This window comes from Azospirillum sp. (assembly GCF_035627195.1).
Classification (GTDB): Bacteria; Pseudomonadota; Alphaproteobacteria; order Azospirillales; family Azospirillaceae; genus Azospirillum.
In genome coordinates this window covers 57,969-72,720 of sequence record NZ_DASPMG010000106.1, presented here as the reverse complement: position 1 = coordinate 72,720, position 14,752 = coordinate 57,969, and the positions used below count along the sequence as shown (strand labels likewise).

Below are 14,752 nucleotides of genomic sequence, written 5' to 3'. Positions count from 1 at the left end.
CCCCACTTGTCCTTGCACCAGCCGCACGCGCTCTCCTGGCCGCCGTTGCCGACGATGGCGTTCCAGTGACGGTCGGTCTCCTCCTGATCGTCGGTGGCGATCTGGAACGAGAAGGCTTCGTTGTGCTGGAAGGTGGGACCGCCGTTGAGGCCGAGACACGGGCCCCCGGCCACGGTGAATTCGACCGTCAGCACGTCGCCCGCCTTGCCGGACGGGTAGTCGCTGGGCGCACGGTGGACGGCGCTCACCGCGCTGTCGGGAAAGGTCTCGGCATAGAAACGGGCAGCCGCCTCGGCGTCCTTGTCGTACCAGAGGCAAATCGTGTTCTTTGCCATGGCGTGTCCCTTCGCTGTGACGCGGGAGTCCGGCCCCATATCCCCATCGGCCGTCTTCTGAGGTGGTTCGCCCAAGCGCATTTCTTCACCCCGGCAGAGGGCGCGCCCTAACCGCGCCTCTGCGGCGGCGGCCCGCCGGTGTCCTGCAGCGCTACCGGCGCGTCGTCCGGCTGATCGACCAGCATGACGCCGAGGCCGCGGGCCGACGACAGGAAGATGACGCCGTGGTCCTCCAGCGCCTTGCGCACGGCGTCGCGCGTCGCGTCCCGCACCTCAAGGCGGTCCGACTCCAGCCGCTTCAGGGCGGTCAAGGCGACCAGGGCCGTGTCCGCCAGCGTCTCCTGGGTCCAGCCGAGAAGCGCCCGTGCCGCCCGTATTTGCCTGGGTGTGATCATTGACGATCACATCCCCGATACGCCCGCTCGACGCTACAAAGACGACTATTTTAGTCGCTTCTAGAGCCTGAAGCCGCTACACTCTCCGGCTGCAAATATCCGCCGCCTTTTCCCGGTCGCGGGGTGATGATGGAGGAGCCGCGTTCCCGTCCCGCCTCGCCACCGGTATTGTCCAGCCACACGCGCAGCGACAAACACCTGGGAAAGGGCTGGCAACGGTATGGAGGACGAGGGTGATGCCGCGCGTCTGGGAACTGGCCGCCTTGGTAACACGCTACGAGCAGTGCATGACCGACGGCGATGCCTTGACGCCCACCGACCTGCCCGCAGCGGTGGAGAGCTATTGGCAGGCGGTGGACATCAAGGAGCTGATCTACCACGAAGCCCAGCGCTTCCGCGTTCCCATGCCGTGCACCGGCTGCTGGCAGGACGATCTACAGACCGTGCAGGCGTTCATTGCCGGGGGCGGCTGGCAATAGATGATCAAGACCTGTTCAGCGACTCGGCTTCCCGGCGACTCGCAGCGGGCCGGCAACGGGCCGGTTGATTCGGCCACGCTGCCGGGTGCGTCCACTCGAAACGATGGTGCGCTGCTCACCGTCCTCCGGCGCGATCTCGGCGAGGCGGCGTTCCGCGACGTCCTGGCCGCGCTCGACGAGGAAATGGAGCGGCGGCTGCGTTCGCTTCAGCAAGAGCCGTGGGACTGGCCGGGCATCCGTAACGACACCCAGGCCATGCTGTCGCTGGCCGCCGGCTTCGGCTTCGTCACTCTGGCCACCCTGTCCCGCACCGTGCTGTCCACCGACAGACACCCGTCGAGCCACTTCACGGAGGTCCTGCGGCCGTACGTGGCCGAGGTGCACCGGCTGCGTTCGACCTTCGCCGCATTGCGCCCCACGGTCGGCCTGGATAGAGGGGCGGTGATCGTCGGCGCGCGGCCGATGCGGGACGGCGCATCCTGAGGGGGATGGAGGATGACAGTCATGGCCGAAGACACGCCCGTCCATGTCCTCGTCGCCGAGGACGAGGTGCTGGTCGCCTGGGCGTTGCGTGCCATCCTGGAGGAGGCGGGCTACCAGGTCACGCTCGCCCACGACGGGGTGCAGGCGCTCGCCCTCCAGGCCCAGACCCCCGCCGACGTGCTGCTGACCGATCTCCAGATGCCCCGCCTCGACGGCTTGGCGCTGATCCGGCGGTTGCGGGCGGCGTGTCCCACGTTGCCGGTGGTCGTGATGACCGGCGCCGCGGACGCCAGCGCTCTTGACGAGCTGCGGAGCGCACCGGCGGCCGGCACCATCATCATGACCAAACCGGTGAGCCCCCGGCCGGTCATCGCGGCCATCCAAACCGTGCTCGGGTCGTCATGACCACGCCCAGCCATACGGACGGGGATGGCTCGCCACCCCGACAACGAATGCGGGTTTGACCGGCCAAGGACCGCTTCACACGATGTCATGCAACGCCAACGCGGAGTGCTCCGTCTCATGACCGACGCCATCGAACAGGCCGCCAGGATCGTGGCCGCCTATGTCCGCAACCATCGCGTCGGTGTCGAGGAGGTGGCGTCCCTGATCGCCACCGTGCGCCGGGCTCTGGAAACCCTCGGCGCGCCCGCGGCACCGCCGCACGCCGACCGGACGCCGGCGGTGCCGATCCGCCGCTCGGTGACGCCCGACCACATCGTCTGTCTGGAGGACGGCCGGAAGCTGAAGATGCTGAAGCGTCACCTGCGGACCGTCTACGGCATGACGCCGGAGGAGTATCGGGCGCGCTGGAACCTGCCGGACACCTACCCGATGACCGCCCCGGCCTATGCCGCCGCGCGCTCCGCGCTTGCCAAGGCGCGGGGCCTCGGCCGAACCGGCCGGCGACTGCACAAGGGGGATTGACGGGCGCCGCCGTTCAGGCCGTTCCGTCGCAGCGGCCGGAAGACGGTCCGTCCCCGCATCCCTGAAGCACCACCCGGTTCTTGCCGGTGCGTTTCGCCTCGTAGAGCGCGACGTCCGCCAGCCGGATCGCCTCCTCCGGCTCCAGCTCGGCCGCCGTCCACACCGACACGCCGGCCGAGCAGCCGACCCGCACCGGCCGGCCGGCGACGACCGCGCTCTGTCCCACCGTGGCGACGATGCGCTCCGCCAGCGCCAGCGTGCCGCACGCCGCCCCGCAGATCGACGGGACGAGCACGGCGAACTCGTCGCCGCCCAGCCGCGCCACGAAGTCGCCGTCGCGCAGGCAGCTCCGGAGCCGGCCGGCGACGATCCGCAGCAGCTCGTCGCCGGCCGGGTGCCCCAGCGTGTCGTTGACCGCCTTGAAGTCATCGAGGTCGAGCAGCATCACCGCCTGCCGGGCGCCGTCCGGCGCCGTGGCTTCCACCAGAGCGGTCAGGCGTTCGGTCAGATAGGCGCGGTTCGGCAGTCCCGTCAGGGGGTCGTGGTTGGCGGCGTGCCGGGCACGGTCCTTCTCCTCCTCGGCCGCCCGGTGGGCGGCCTGGACCAGCAGCTCGCGCTCCCGGCGCTCGGTCACGTCGGTCATCATGCCGACCATGCGCAACGGCTCGCCATCGGCGCCGAACTGCGCCCGGCCGCGGACGAACAACCAGCGCCAGGAGCCGTCCTTGTGGCGCACCCGGCATTCCGCCTCGACCTGCTCGGAGCGCCGCTCCAGGTGCTCCTGCACGGCGGTCTGGAGGTGCGGGGCGTCGTCAGGGTGCAGGAGGTCCCAGAACTCCCGCGACTCGTCGCCCATCTCGTGGTCGGCCAAGCCGTACAAAGCCTTCATCCGGGCCGTCCGGCGGACCTTGTTGGTGCGGAGGTCCCAGTCCCAGATGCCGTCCGCCGTGGCGGCCACCGCCATGTCGAAGCGCTCCTCGCTCTCCCGCACCGCCCGCAGCGCATCGCGCAGGGCGGCGGCCTCGCGGCGCGCGCTGCGCAGGACGAGGACGCTGAGCGCCAGACTGAGCGCCACGCCGCCGCCGCCCACCGCCCAGACCAGCAGGGTCCGCGACCACCAGGGGGCGAACAGCGCGTCCATCGGCCGGCCGGCGATCACCACCAGCCCCTCCGGTTCGAGGCGGCGGAAGGCGTACAGGCGCGCGACCCCGTCGATGGTCGAGGAGCGTTCATAGACCCCGGCCTCCTCCGTCAAGCGCTCCTGGATGTAGGACTCCGTCGGCCAGCCCTTGGCGGGCTCGGCGGCGGGCAGCGGGGCGCGCACGACGACGTCGCCGTTCAGCTTCCGGATGGCGACCGAGGCGTTCTCGTCGCCGGCGATGCGGCGGTAGAAGTCGGCGAAGCGGCCGGCCGGCACCCCGGCCACCGCGATGCCGCGAAAGGCCCCGGAGGGATCTTCCAGGCGCCGGGCGACGACGAAGAAGAAGCCGCCGGTCACCCGCCCCCAGATGAGCGGGCTGAGGAACAGCCGCTCGCCGGCCCTGGCCGCCTGGAAATACTCCCGGTCCGCCACGCTGAAGCGGCCGAGCCTCTCCTCGGCGGTGGAAAGGACGGCATCGCCGCGCTCGTCGTACACCCACAGGGAATCGATGCCGTCGGCATCCCGAAGCATCGCCCGCAACGCCTCCCGGTCGGCGTCCGCCGTCTTGGGGGCCGGCAGCGGCCGGCCGGCGAAGTGGTCGGCGACCCGCCCGAGCAGCATGACGTCGGTCTGGATCACCGCCCGGACGTGCTCGGCCACCAGGAGGGTGCGCTGATCCAGCTCCTGCTCCGCATGCACGCGGGTGGTCCGGTGATCGACGATGGTGGTGGCGCTCACGGCGATGATGGTGACGGCGACCGCCGATCCGACCAGCGCGGCAACGAGGCTTCGTATGTTGGCCGTCAAAGGATCCCGACTCTCGCGCCCGAACATGGTTCCTATGGTTGCGGACCTTATCCGATCTTCTCTTGGAGATCACTTGCGGAAGGCGTGGAGGAGGCACGAGCCGCGCTACGTTTTCTTTGCGGTCAGCGCGGTCAGGTCAGCAAGGACGCCGCGGATGAAGTCCCAGGGATAGCCGTCGGCGTCCGGCTCCAGCTCGCTCCATTCGGTGGCGATGGCGAGCTTGGCGATGACGCCGGGGATCGACCGTGCCGGCGTGCGGGACACGGTCTTGAGCAACTCGTCCACCCGCCGGTCCGCGGCGGCCTCCCGTTCCACCGCGCTGGTGAGGCCGACCGCCGCCGCCTCGGCATCCCAGCGCGCCTGTGAAGCGGCGAGGTCACGCTTCAGCCGCCGGCGCAGCGACCGTGTGGCCGGTGCTGTTCCCAGCACCCGGTCGATCTGGCGGGCGTCGGTGGCGACAACCGAAGGGCGCCCGGGATCGTCGAGAGGGATTTCGACACGGGGAAAGCCAATCTTCTCGGCCAGCTCCCGTTCCAGGCGCTGGGCCTCGTGGCACAGCCGCTGCGAGGAGGTGAAGGTCTCCCGCCAATCCTGCCAGAGCAGGATGAGCGGGTCAGTGTCCTGACTCTCTTGCAAAGTGGAGGTCAAAAGCCGGGTGGCTGCGGTCACAGTCGCCCGACGAGATGCTTTACTCCTTTTTGGTACTCGAACCCTGGAGGACACGGCCACCCCCTTTGCAGCGATCTGGACACCGGGCGTACGATGGCCGGGTTCAGCGCATAACGAAAAGCACGCGGCCACTTGTGCCGCGGTCAAGTTCATGGGTATTCCTGAAGCATAACATGCGCCCTCAGGCATCGTCAACACCACCGGCATCGTACGATGCCTGGAGCATCAAAATGCGAGAGGAAACATTGCTCACGAGCGCGCAAATCAGAGCAGCCCGAGCCCTCCTCCGTTGGGAACAGAAGGACTTGGTGAAGGCGTCCAAAGTTTCGCTTCCAACGATCAAGCGATTGGAGGTGAAGACTGGCCCTCTGGGATCCCATGAAGTGACGGTCGATGCAATCATCCGGGCCTTCGATGCGGCGGGCGTGGAGTTCATTGCGCCAGAGTTGGGGAAAGGAGTCGGCGTACGGTTCAAGACTGATCAGCATGCCGTTGAGGACTCGTGAGATTTTCCAGTGAGCCCACGGTCGCTTTGACCAAATCGAAGATCCCTCGGCGCACGCGCGGGTCCTTGATCCGGTAGTAGCATTTCACCAGTTCCAGCGTTTCCCGCCGCCCCATCGGCGGCGTTTCGGGATCGGGGGGCTCGGAGGCGCGGGGCGCCGCGTCCGGCATGTCGTCGAAGAAGAAGCTGACCGGAACGTCGAGTATGTCCGCCAACTGCCAGAGCCGCGACGCGGCGATGCCGTTGGCGCCGTGCTCGTACTTCTGGATTTGCTGGAAGGTCAGGCCGACCCGCCGGCCCAGCTCGGTCTGCGACAGGCCGAGCAGCGTGCGCCGCAGCCGCAGCCGTCCACCCACATGGGCGTCCACCGTGTCCAAGCCGGTCCCGGCCTTCTGTGCGCGACCACGCCTCTTGCTCTTCACCTCTGGTGCGACGTTCACGAAGCCCCCTCCTGCATCGCGCCTTCGGCTGCGGGATGCGGCCATGCCCTTTCTCGCGTGTCGGCTGTGCAGCATGGACCGTCGCGCGCATGCTCTCAAGAAAATGTTACTCATAGTCTGTAGACCAATAGGCTACACGCGGGCTAGCTGCCCGGATGGACATCCGCAGGCAGGCCGGGCTCAACGTTCAGCGGATCAGGCGCACGCGCGGCTGGTCGCAGGAAGAGCTTGCCTTCGAGTCGGGGCTGCACCGCACCTACATCAGCGGCATCGAGCGCGGCGCCCGCAACCCGACCATCACGGTGCTGAAGGAACTGGCCGACGCGCTGGGTGTGCCGCCGAGCACGTTGCTGGAGCCGGATGGTGCCCCGGCTGCCGAAGGGGCCGGTTGATCGTCCTCCTGAGGACAGGGAGGGATTGGCCGGCACCGTGCGCGTTCAACGCGGTGGCAGGCCGTCGATGGGGACACCCCGAAACCATCGCACACATTCGGTTATCCAGAGAAACAGCGCCTCAGTCGGGCGCCGGGTCGTCGGCGACCAGGGTCTTGAAGGCGTCTTCCCGGTCCGCTTGCCGGGCGAGGAGGGTGTCCAGCTCCCGCCGGGCCTGGACACGCTCGCGACGGGTCAGGAAACAAGCAGCCAACTCCACGCGGAGTTCCTGGATTTGCCGGTCGATGGTGAGCATCGGTCCCTCCTGTGTTTGAAGACAGGAGGGCTCGCACGGTGCCGGAGCGGTCCGGGTCGAGGATCGCCGCAGGCGACCGGCCGGCCGGTGAGCGGGGGAGCCGAAATGCGCAGCATTTTGGGGGCACCGCTCGTCCTCGATGCGGGGCGATCCGGCATGGTAGGCTGGGGGGTCTGAAAAGGCAGATAGAACGTTCGGGAAAACGGAGACGCCGCAGGTCGGACCGCCACCGCCGTGATGGACCGGACGGACAAACCTGCCGGTTGCAGCCCCCGGACGGAGTGCTGCAACCGGCGCGTTGCCTCAGCGGGACCAGATCAGCGCGTAGCCGCCATCGACTTCGACCAGGCTGGCGTAGATCGGGGCCGGAAAGCTGGGATCGTCGAGCTTGACCGAGTGGTAGGGCCGGCCGGTGTCCTTGGCGGCCTTCCGCCAGCCGGCGCCGATCTCGATCGGCCCGTACAGGGCGCGCAGGTCGGGGGATTTGTCGTGCTCCTTCTCCATGGGAACGAAGCGGACCTTGATGTTGAGGGTGAGGGTCTTGATCGTGCCGGCGAAGGAACCGTCGTCGCTGCGGGTGAAGCTGCCGATCTGGGCCATCTGTCGTCTCCTTGATGGGGTGCGGTCGCGACCATCGCGGCCTTGATGGCGATCCAGGGGCGCCGGGCGACCGGCCCGCACCCAAGGGGCCGCAGCGCAGCGGAGGACCGGCAGGAGCCGGGCGTCTTGCCTCGCGAGGAAGCCGCGCGCCGGCCTTGGCCGAGCACGGCGGGGAAGACGGTCGGCGTTCGCCGGTTGCGGGATTGAGGTCGGGCTGCCGAGGCAGCCGTTCCCGACGCCAGAGTCGCCAGCAGACAAAGCCGCGCTGGCCGCACCGGACTCCAGACCGCTGGGGATGCTGGATGGCTCAGCGGGGTCGCCCCGGAGAGGGATGGTCATGCTGGGCGCTCCCAGGCGCTCCACCATCGGCACACTGCGGCGGCCACACCGGCAGAAGGGGCACGAACCGACCCGACCGGCCATGATTGCGCCTCGATAGAGCGGCGGAGATAGGACGCGCCCCGAACAGTGCCGAACCTTCCGGAGCCGGCATCGATGGCCCCAGGAGACCCAGGCCGAGAAGGCGACCTTGTCCGTGTCGGTGGTGCGCCGTTTCGAGAGCAGGGGAGATCGCCGCGCGACTACGCACCGGGCAGCCTTCAACGGGCCTTCAAATCAGTCGGCCTCGGCGGCGATCCGGCGGCATGACCGGGTGGTCGTTCCCTGCCTGACCGATTGCCCTCGCACGATGCTGAAAGACGCGCCGGCCCCTCGCTCTCGCTCCCGCCGAAACGGCAGCCGCGGCAGGGATCGAAGCCCGGAGGGCCGAGACACCACAGGTGGCTCGGTTCACGAGAGCCCGGTGGGCGGGCTTGCCCGCACAGCCGCCTACAGCGGCCGAGTACCCTATGGCAATGATTAGGATCTGTTGGGGGACCACGGGGGCTTCGGGCGTATTCTTGCCTATCGGCTCCCAGGCCGAAGGCGTGCAGAGCCGGGCGTTCCAGAATCCCGCGCCGATAGGTTGTTCACTCCTACCTGGATTGGTAAGCGAGTTGAAACCTTGAAATTCAAGCACGCTCAGTGTCTCCTGTCGGCAAGGGAACGAACCATTACTGGGGCTGGGCTGTCTCGCATGACCGTATGGCGGACCGACAGGATTGTTGCACCACCCAGGGGGGCGCCGGCGTGACGCAATCCGATGCACCGGCGCTCGCGGCGCAGATCGACTGGCCCTCAATCGACGATGCGCAGCCCTCTGAAGAAGGAGGGCCAATAGCGCGCGGTGGCTTCAGCTATCAGGATGAGATCGCCGTCGGATTCCTCCTAGAGATGATCGAGGATGCGAACCTACTGAAGGTACATTGCGAGACTCATGACGATCTCGTTCTCGTGCGAGCAGCCGATCCCGGGGCCGAGCGGATCGCCGAATATGTGCAGGTGAAAGCGGAGGAACCAGATCAGCTTTGGACGGTCGCCGCGCTTTGCGAGAAGAAGAAGTCAGCGAACAGCTCGCTCTTCGAGCGCTCCTTGGCACGCGACCGCCATGCGGAAACCGCCCGCTTCCGGATCGTTACGCTGCGGCCGCCCGCCAGCGCGCTGGAGCCCCTGACCTATCCGGCCGATTCCGAATTTCGGGTCTTGGACTGCGAGGCAATGAGGGAGATCCACGAGGAACTTGGCCGACGGTTCCCCGAGGCGCAATCTCCAAAAGGAAATGATAGCGCCTATTGGCTCGTCCATTGTCGCTGGGATGCGCGTTACGACCTGCAAACGGTCGTCAAAGACAACCAGCGGCGTCTTTTCTCACTTGGAAACAAAGCTGGCTGCGTCCTTTTGATCGAGCAAATCACGACGCTGCTTGAGGATTTGCGCGCCATGGCGAAGACGGCGAGCGACCTCCAATGGGTGCCGCATCGGGCCAAGAAGATTATCACGCGCGAGTTCATACTGAATTGGTGGTCCGATAAGCTGCGTGAAATCGCTGAAGGCGCTGCTCAGAAATCCGGTGGCAAGCTAGCCGACAAACTCGTGGCCGTAGGGGTCTCAGCGGATATCATCGGTCTGGCGGTTGAGTTGCGACGTGATTACGCAGCGCTGATCCGGTCGCCGCGCTATATGGAATCGGATGAGATCCGCGCCTTCCAGGGACGCGTTAAGTCCGACGCGCTCACGCTGCGCACCCAACTGATGTCTGGCGCGCTGAAACTCGATGGCACGCAATTCCACGCCCGGTGCGTCGAGCAGATGGACGCAATCAATGCGAGTCGGCCGACCGGAATTCCCGACCAGTCCGCCTTCTTGAAGGGCTGCCTCTACGACATCGCCGACCGCTGCCTGCTGCGTTTTGAGCCGCCGGCATCATGAAATCGCTGTCCCGCCTGGGCACGCAGCCGGCGAGCCTTCCCCTCGCAGCAGATGATGTCCTCGAATTCCACGCCGCGCGTCTGCTGCTTCTCATGAAGGTGTGCGGGACCGCCGGCCGGATCGATGGATTGACCAAGATGGCTAAGCTCGACTTCTTTGCGCGCTATCCCGAATTCTTTGAGGTCGCGCGCGCTGCAATCGCCAGAACACCAGGCGACCGCGACATAACCGCGAACCATCATCAGGCCGTTGAAGCCTCGATGGTGCGCCACCATTATGGCCCCTGGGACAAGCGCTACTATCACGTACTCGCCCATCTTGAAGCCAAGCAGCTAATCAGCGTCGTTAAGGAGAAGAACTCCTATCAAATCAGCCTGACCGCGCTCGGCAAAGAAAGCGCGCAACGGCTCGCCGAGCGGCCGTCCTTCGCGCCTCTCGTCGCCCGAATGAAGCAGATCAAGACTGTGTTCGGCCCCAAATCAGGCGGCTATCTCAAAGATCTAATCTATAAATTATTCGATACAGAAGTCAGTCGGCGCGAAATGGGACGTGTGATCCAAAGATGACGACCATCTTCTTCTCCATCCTGTCGTTGAATCGTCGCTTTGCCACGGGCGGCAATGAAAGGTTGTTCTTCGAGGAGGGGGTGAACCTGCTTGTCGGTAGCCCTAATACTGGCAAGACCAAATGGCTCCAGACCCTCGACTATCTTCTCGGCGATCCCGGCCCCGATCCATTTGAAGATGATGAGGACGAAGGTCTCGCCCTCAAATATGACGCTGCCTCCGCACAAATTCGGATCGGCGAGCAAACCTTCTGGATCTCTCGGCGGTGGAAGGAACCTGGCGGCAAGGGCAAGGTTTATGTCGATCAGGAACCAATGCTCGCGCGAGAGTTTCAGCATTGGCTGCTCGACAAGCTTGGCATCCCGCTGCTTAATTTTCCCAAAGGCAATCCGATGTCCGGCCAGACATGGCCCGAACTGAGCTTTCGGATGCTGCTGCGCCATATCTATCGTCGCCAGGGGTTCTGGACCGATCTCGCCGACCGCCAACCCGAAGCCGAGCAACTTGCTTGCGTTTTACAGTTCTCAGGACTTGCCGAGCATATCTTCACCTCGGACTACGGCACGCTCGTCGAGTATAAATTGCAGGTCGAGAAACTGAAGCTTCAGCGCGAAAATTATGCGGCGGCGCTAAACCAATTATCGCGTGAGCTTCTTGCCGATGGCGACATCCAGCTTGATGTCAGTGCCGCAACGATTGCGGCTGCCAAGACGAGACTGGAAGATCATCGCACCCGCTTGCTTCAAGAGCGCGATGCGCTTCTATCGACTGCTGCGGACGCCGTTCTGCCGGCCGGACAGCGCAGCCGTGTTGCGGAACTCGGCGTCTTGCGCGCCGCCACCTCGGTAGGGATCGAGGAAATCAGTCGCCGGCAGAAGGAAGCTGCCGAGCGTCTCGGCGAGGTTGAACGTTATCGCCTCGACCTTACAGAAGAGATCAAGCGGATGGATCGAGCGGCGGACGCCGGCGCGATCCTCGCCGATCTGCGGATTACCCACTGCCCGGCCTGCGATCAGACAGTGAGGCCAACGATCGGGCATAGTCACGATTGCTTCTTGTGCCATCAGCATCTACCCGCCGATCCGATGATCGAGGGTATGGGCACGGCGAGGCTACGCTTCGAGCGCGATCGCCTCGTCGGCGAATTGGCGGAAGCGGACGAGCTATTAGCGATGATCGGAAGAGAGGCAGAAAAGCTTGCGGCCGATGTTGCCGCCGCAGAAACCGAGCTTCGGGCGATTGACCGAGAATTGGCGCCGGCGCGCTCGACCGTTGCGGCACTTGCGCAGGACAATGTGAGTGCCATCGACCTGATGGTGGGTCAGATCAACGAACGGGACCGGCAGCTCGACCGGGTCATTGAGGCGCTGGGTGTCGGCCTGGAGATCACGCGCGAGATCGCAGAGCTCGAAAAGTTGATCGCGCCTCTGGAGATCAGTGTTGCTGCATCAACCCGTGCCATCGACTTCGACATTCCAGCTGAGCAGCTCGAAGTCGGGATGAATGCCTATCTGGAAACCTTGAACCAACTTCAACCTCAAACATGGCGACATAATCCAGTACGCGTCGAGCTTTCGGGTCGTGCATTTCGGGTGCTCGTCGGGCGGCGCATATGGTCTAAAGCGCTGGGCGGAACGGATTCCCTCTACTTCTTGATGGCCTATCACTACGGACTCCTCACGCTTTCGACCATCAAGGACTGTCACTATCCCGGGCTCGTGATCATCGATGTGCCTGGTGATTTCCTTGGTGAGAAGATCGGCGACAAGGAAAATTTCATCGTTCAGCCTTTCATCGACCTGCTGAGCCGCGATGACTATGCCAGAGCGCAAGTCATTATGACCGGCGCGTCATTCGAAGGCCTGGACGGCGCGCATTTCCAGCGACTGACCCACGTCCATATTGCCTGATCATAGTATCGAGGGCCTGCTCCGCCCTCGATACTACGCAAGCAACCGTGGTTGGTTCGTACCAAATACTTCTCAAGGGCGTGCATTGGTCGCGAAGCCAGCGAACTATAGTTTTCCCAATCGTCAGCCCTAAAAGCTGCCAGTCAGCTTCCTCTGTTTTACGGAAATCCGGCAATCCGCCTTTGCGGATCGCCGGATGGACGGACGCTCACGCCCCACCATCACCGAAGCGCCAGACCGGAATGCCCAGGCGCCGTGCCTTGTCGGCCAGGTTCTGCACGATGCCCGAGCCAGGGAAGGAGACGACCCCGATCGGCAGCGCCTCCAACAGCCGGTCGTTGCGCTTGAACGGAGCGGCCTTGGCGTGACGGGTCCAATCGGGCCGGAACAGCACCTGCGCCACCTTGCGGTGCTCGGCCCAGCAGGCGGCGATGCGCTCGGCGCCTTTCGGGCTGCCGCCGTGCAGCAGCACCATGTCGGGGTGCTTGGCGCGCACCTTGTCGAGCACCGCCCAGATGCGGTGATGGTCGTTGCATTCGACGCCGCCGGTGAAGGCGATGCGGGGACCGGCCGGCAGCAGCGGTTCCGTCTCGGCCCGCCGCTTGGCGGCGAGGAAGTCGCGGCTGTCGATCAGCGACGCCGTCAGGGTGCGGCGGCTGACCAGCGAGCCGGCGCGCGGCCGCCAACCGGAACCGGTGTGCCGCTCGAACAGGTCGGCGGCGTGGTCGCGGAAGGCTTCCATGGCGGTACGACGCTCGATCAGCGTCAGCCCCTCGGCCAGCAGCCGCTCCAGCTCGACCGAGCGAACCTCCGAGCCATCCTGCTCGCGCTGGCTGCGCTTCTGGGCGTTCTCGTTGTCGTCGAGTTCACGCTGCACCCGGTCGGCGGCGCGGTGGAACAGGTTGACGGTCGACCACAGCAGGTCGGCGAGGTCGGGTTCCAGGCGGGTGTCCGTCAGCGTGACCACCAGGGCGTCGAAGACGTCGGCCAGGGCGCCGCGGATGGCGGTCTCGTCCGGCAGCGGCCGGGGGTCGGGATCGTCCTGAAAGGGGCGGTGGCCGTAGAGCTGGAGTTCGACCAGCGCGTGGTCGGTGGCGGAGGCGGCGTGGCGGGGCTCGGCGTCGTCGGTGTCGGGGGCGGTGTGCATGGCGGATCGTCCTTCGGCTGGGATCGGCCGCGCCCATCGCGGCCTTCGTGGCGATCCCTTCGCGGCGGGCGGGGCGGGACCGCACCCTCTTGGGCCGCAGCGCAGCGGAGGACGGCGGCGGGCGGCTTTCTTGTCCCGCGAGGAAGGCCGGCTTGGCCGGCCGGGGAAGAAAGCCGCCCGCCGCCGTTGCGGTCCCGCCCCGGCTGTCGCCCGATCGCCCGCTGGAAGGCCGTGGCCGTGGCCTCTCCCGGACCGAAGGGCCTGCCCGGCTCCAACCAGCGCCCCGACCGACACTGGCCCTTCTTCCCGCCCGCCGATCCATCAGCCCTCCGAATCGCCGGTCTCCCAGCCCCCTGCGCCCTCCTCCGGTGCGAGCTGCGCCCGCAGATGCGCCCGCAGCATCGCCAGACCGTGGTCCCGCAGGTCGTCGTTGACGTCCTTGGCCTGCGGCACCAGCACCCGAACCTCGACGCCGGCCGCGTCGGCACGGTCGCCCAACCGGTCCACGGCCCGCTGCCCGGCCGCGTCGTTGTCGCGGGCGATGTAGAGACGCCGCAGCGCCGACGGCAGCCGCAGGGCGGCAAGGTGCCCGGCCGAGAGCGCGGCCACCGCGGGCAGGACCGGCAGGGCGAGCCGCAGCGCCAGCATGGTCTCGATGCCTTCCCCCGCCGCCAGCGCGTCGTGCGCCACGCCGAAGCGGACGCCGTTGCCGAGCAGGTGCCCCAGCGCCCGGCGCGGTGATGGCATGGCCGCCTTGCCCCCGCCGACCGGGTCGAGCCAGAGCCGCTGCACCCCGGTGATCCGGCCGTCCAGGTCGGTGACCGCCGCCACCAGCGCCGGACCGGCGGCAAACCGGTCCTCGGCATCCCGGTACCAGCAGCGCGGCTGAAAGCGCAGAGGGCCGGAATTCCGGATGTCCGGAAGTCCGCGGTTGCGCAAATACGCCTCGGCCAACGTGCCGGCGATCGGCAAGGACCGGGCGAACAGCCGGCGGCCGGCCTCCGGCGATCCGGCTGACGTTGACGGTCTCCAGCAACCGACGATGGATGGGCTTCGGGGTTGGCCGAGAAACGCCCGGGCCTCGGCCAGAACGTCGCGCAGGCGGTCGAGCCCCCGGTTCGCCCCGATGAGATCGAGCAGATCGCCGTGCTCTCCGGTGGCGGCGTCGGCCCATTTGCCGGCGGCGATGCCGTGCAGGTGGACGTAAAGGCTGCCCCCTGGCGTGCCCTGAACGTCGCCGATCCGCCAGTAGTGCCCCTCCCGTCGGCCAACCGGCAGATAACGCCGGCACACCGCCTCGGCCTCCCGCGCGAGGCGCTGCGCCATCTCCGACGCCGCGGACATGGCGCCGGCC

Annotated in this window: 17 protein-coding genes; 8 read left to right on the top strand and 9 right to left on the bottom strand. The window is 66.6% G+C overall.

All coding sequences use genetic code 11. The features are described 5' to 3' along the window. The coding region (locus VED21_RS09820; RefSeq protein ID WP_324882161.1) for a VOC family protein at positions 1-335 on the bottom strand (335 nt) is incomplete at its 3' end. 107 nt (positions 336-442) lie between these two features. Beyond that, positions 443-730 carry a helix-turn-helix transcriptional regulator gene (locus tag VED21_RS09815; RefSeq protein ID WP_324882160.1) on the bottom strand — a complete coding sequence of 96 codons (288 nt, stop codon included), beginning with the start codon at positions 728-730 and terminating at the stop codon, positions 443-445. Between the two features lie 263 nt (positions 731-993). Here VED21_RS09815 and VED21_RS09810 point away from each other — a divergent pair, with 263 nt between their 5' ends. The 4 genes from VED21_RS09810 to VED21_RS09795 all read left to right on the top strand — a co-directional run bounded on the left by VED21_RS09810 (position 994) and on the right by VED21_RS09795 (position 2,619). Beyond that, entirely contained in the window at positions 994-1,209 is a 216-nt protein-coding gene (locus tag VED21_RS09810) for a hypothetical protein (RefSeq protein WP_324882159.1), read from the top strand. After that, positions 1,210-1,692: a hypothetical protein gene (locus VED21_RS09805; protein ID WP_324882158.1), complete on the top strand. Its 483-nt coding sequence runs from the start codon at positions 1,210-1,212 to the stop codon at positions 1,690-1,692. A 21-nt stretch (positions 1,693-1,713) separates the two neighbouring features. Further along, positions 1,714-2,097 carry a response regulator gene (locus VED21_RS09800; protein ID WP_324882157.1) on the top strand — a complete coding sequence of 128 codons (384 nt, stop codon included), beginning with the start codon at positions 1,714-1,716 and terminating at the stop codon, positions 2,095-2,097. 117 nt (positions 2,098-2,214) lie between these two features. Beyond that, a complete protein-coding gene (locus tag VED21_RS09795; protein WP_324882156.1) occupies positions 2,215-2,619 on the top strand; it encodes a MucR family transcriptional regulator in 405 nt (134 codons plus the stop codon). Positions 2,620-2,632: 13 nt separating this feature from the next. On the opposite strand, the gene VED21_RS09790 is transcribed toward VED21_RS09795, so the two are convergent. From VED21_RS09790 to VED21_RS09780, 3 genes are all read right to left on the bottom strand, one after another. Beyond that, positions 2,633-4,567: a bifunctional diguanylate cyclase/phosphodiesterase gene (locus VED21_RS09790; RefSeq protein WP_324882155.1), complete on the bottom strand. Its 1,935-nt coding sequence runs from the start codon at positions 4,565-4,567 to the stop codon at positions 2,633-2,635. A gap of 105 nt (positions 4,568-4,672) precedes the next feature. Next, on the bottom strand, positions 4,673-5,236 hold the full coding sequence (locus tag VED21_RS09785; protein WP_324882154.1) for a hypothetical protein: 564 nt from the start codon (positions 5,234-5,236) through the stop codon (positions 4,673-4,675). A 471-nt stretch (positions 5,237-5,707) separates the two neighbouring features. Then, positions 5,708-6,181: a helix-turn-helix transcriptional regulator gene (locus tag VED21_RS09780; RefSeq protein ID WP_324882153.1), complete on the bottom strand. Its 474-nt coding sequence runs from the start codon at positions 6,179-6,181 to the stop codon at positions 5,708-5,710. A gap of 155 nt (positions 6,182-6,336) precedes the next feature. On the opposite strand from VED21_RS09780, the gene VED21_RS09775 reads away from it, so the two are divergent. Beyond that, positions 6,337-6,573 carry a helix-turn-helix transcriptional regulator gene (locus tag VED21_RS09775; RefSeq protein ID WP_324882152.1) on the top strand — a complete coding sequence of 79 codons (237 nt, stop codon included), beginning with the start codon at positions 6,337-6,339 and terminating at the stop codon, positions 6,571-6,573. Positions 6,574-6,694: 121 nt separating this feature from the next. Here the strand turns inward: VED21_RS09775 and VED21_RS09770 are convergent, their stop codons facing one another. Beyond that, a complete protein-coding gene (locus tag VED21_RS09770) occupies positions 6,695-6,868 on the bottom strand; it encodes a hypothetical protein (protein WP_324882151.1) in 174 nt (57 codons plus the stop codon). 303 nt (positions 6,869-7,171) lie between these two features. Beyond that, complete coding sequence (locus tag VED21_RS09765; RefSeq protein ID WP_324882150.1) at positions 7,172-7,468, bottom strand: DUF736 domain-containing protein; 297 nt, start codon at positions 7,466-7,468, stop codon at positions 7,172-7,174. Between the two features lie 1,128 nt (positions 7,469-8,596). Here VED21_RS09765 and VED21_RS09760 point away from each other — a divergent pair. Genes VED21_RS09760 through VED21_RS09750 form a run of 3 tightly spaced genes read left to right on the top strand, consistent with a single transcriptional unit; the run spans position 8,597 to position 12,251 of the window. Next, positions 8,597-9,775, top strand: a complete 1,179-nt coding sequence (locus VED21_RS09760) for a dsDNA nuclease domain-containing protein (protein WP_324882149.1) — start codon at positions 8,597-8,599, stop codon at positions 9,773-9,775. After that, positions 9,772-10,341 (top strand): hypothetical protein, encoded by a 570-nt coding sequence (locus VED21_RS09755; RefSeq protein WP_324882148.1) that lies wholly within the window; start codon positions 9,772-9,774, stop codon positions 10,339-10,341. Before VED21_RS09760 ends, VED21_RS09755 begins: the two co-directional genes overlap by 4 nt. Further along, positions 10,338-12,251 (top strand): hypothetical protein, encoded by a 1,914-nt coding sequence (locus tag VED21_RS09750; RefSeq protein WP_324882147.1) that lies wholly within the window; start codon positions 10,338-10,340, stop codon positions 12,249-12,251. The genes VED21_RS09755 and VED21_RS09750 overlap by 4 nt, the downstream gene beginning before the upstream one ends. A 208-nt stretch (positions 12,252-12,459) precedes the next feature. Here VED21_RS09750 and VED21_RS09745 read toward each other — a convergent pair whose 3' ends face one another. Next, complete coding sequence (locus tag VED21_RS09745) at positions 12,460-13,398, bottom strand: DUF2493 domain-containing protein (protein ID WP_324882146.1); 939 nt, start codon at positions 13,396-13,398, stop codon at positions 12,460-12,462. 321 nt (positions 13,399-13,719) lie between these two features. Then, a complete protein-coding gene (locus VED21_RS09740) occupies positions 13,720-14,742 on the bottom strand; it encodes a DUF7146 domain-containing protein (RefSeq protein WP_324882145.1) in 1,023 nt (340 codons plus the stop codon). Positions 14,743-14,752 lie beyond the last annotated feature (10 nt).

Coding starts and splice junctions, on each gene's coding strand:
- VED21_RS09815 (WP_324882160.1), bottom strand. CDS start 730: ATGATCACACCCAGGCAAATACGGGCGGCACGGGCGCTTCTCGGCTGG.
- VED21_RS09805 (WP_324882158.1), top strand. CDS start 1,210: ATGATCAAGACCTGTTCAGCGACTCGGCTTCCCGGCGACTCGCAGCGG.
- VED21_RS09800 (WP_324882157.1), top strand. CDS start 1,714: ATGGCCGAAGACACGCCCGTCCATGTCCTCGTCGCCGAGGACGAGGTG.
- VED21_RS09795 (WP_324882156.1), top strand. CDS start 2,215: ATGACCGACGCCATCGAACAGGCCGCCAGGATCGTGGCCGCCTATGTC.
- VED21_RS09775 (WP_324882152.1), top strand. CDS start 6,337: ATGGACATCCGCAGGCAGGCCGGGCTCAACGTTCAGCGGATCAGGCGC.
- VED21_RS09770 (WP_324882151.1), bottom strand. CDS start 6,868: ATGCTCACCATCGACCGGCAAATCCAGGAACTCCGCGTGGAGTTGGCT.
- VED21_RS09765 (WP_324882150.1), bottom strand. CDS start 7,468: ATGGCCCAGATCGGCAGCTTCACCCGCAGCGACGACGGTTCCTTCGCC.
- VED21_RS09755 (WP_324882148.1), top strand. CDS start 9,772: ATGAAATCGCTGTCCCGCCTGGGCACGCAGCCGGCGAGCCTTCCCCTC.
- VED21_RS09750 (WP_324882147.1), top strand. CDS start 10,338: ATGACGACCATCTTCTTCTCCATCCTGTCGTTGAATCGTCGCTTTGCC.
- VED21_RS09745 (WP_324882146.1), bottom strand. CDS start 13,398: ATGCACACCGCCCCCGACACCGACGACGCCGAGCCCCGCCACGCCGCC.
- VED21_RS09740 (WP_324882145.1), bottom strand. CDS start 14,742: ATGTCCGCGGCGTCGGAGATGGCGCAGCGCCTCGCGCGGGAGGCCGAG.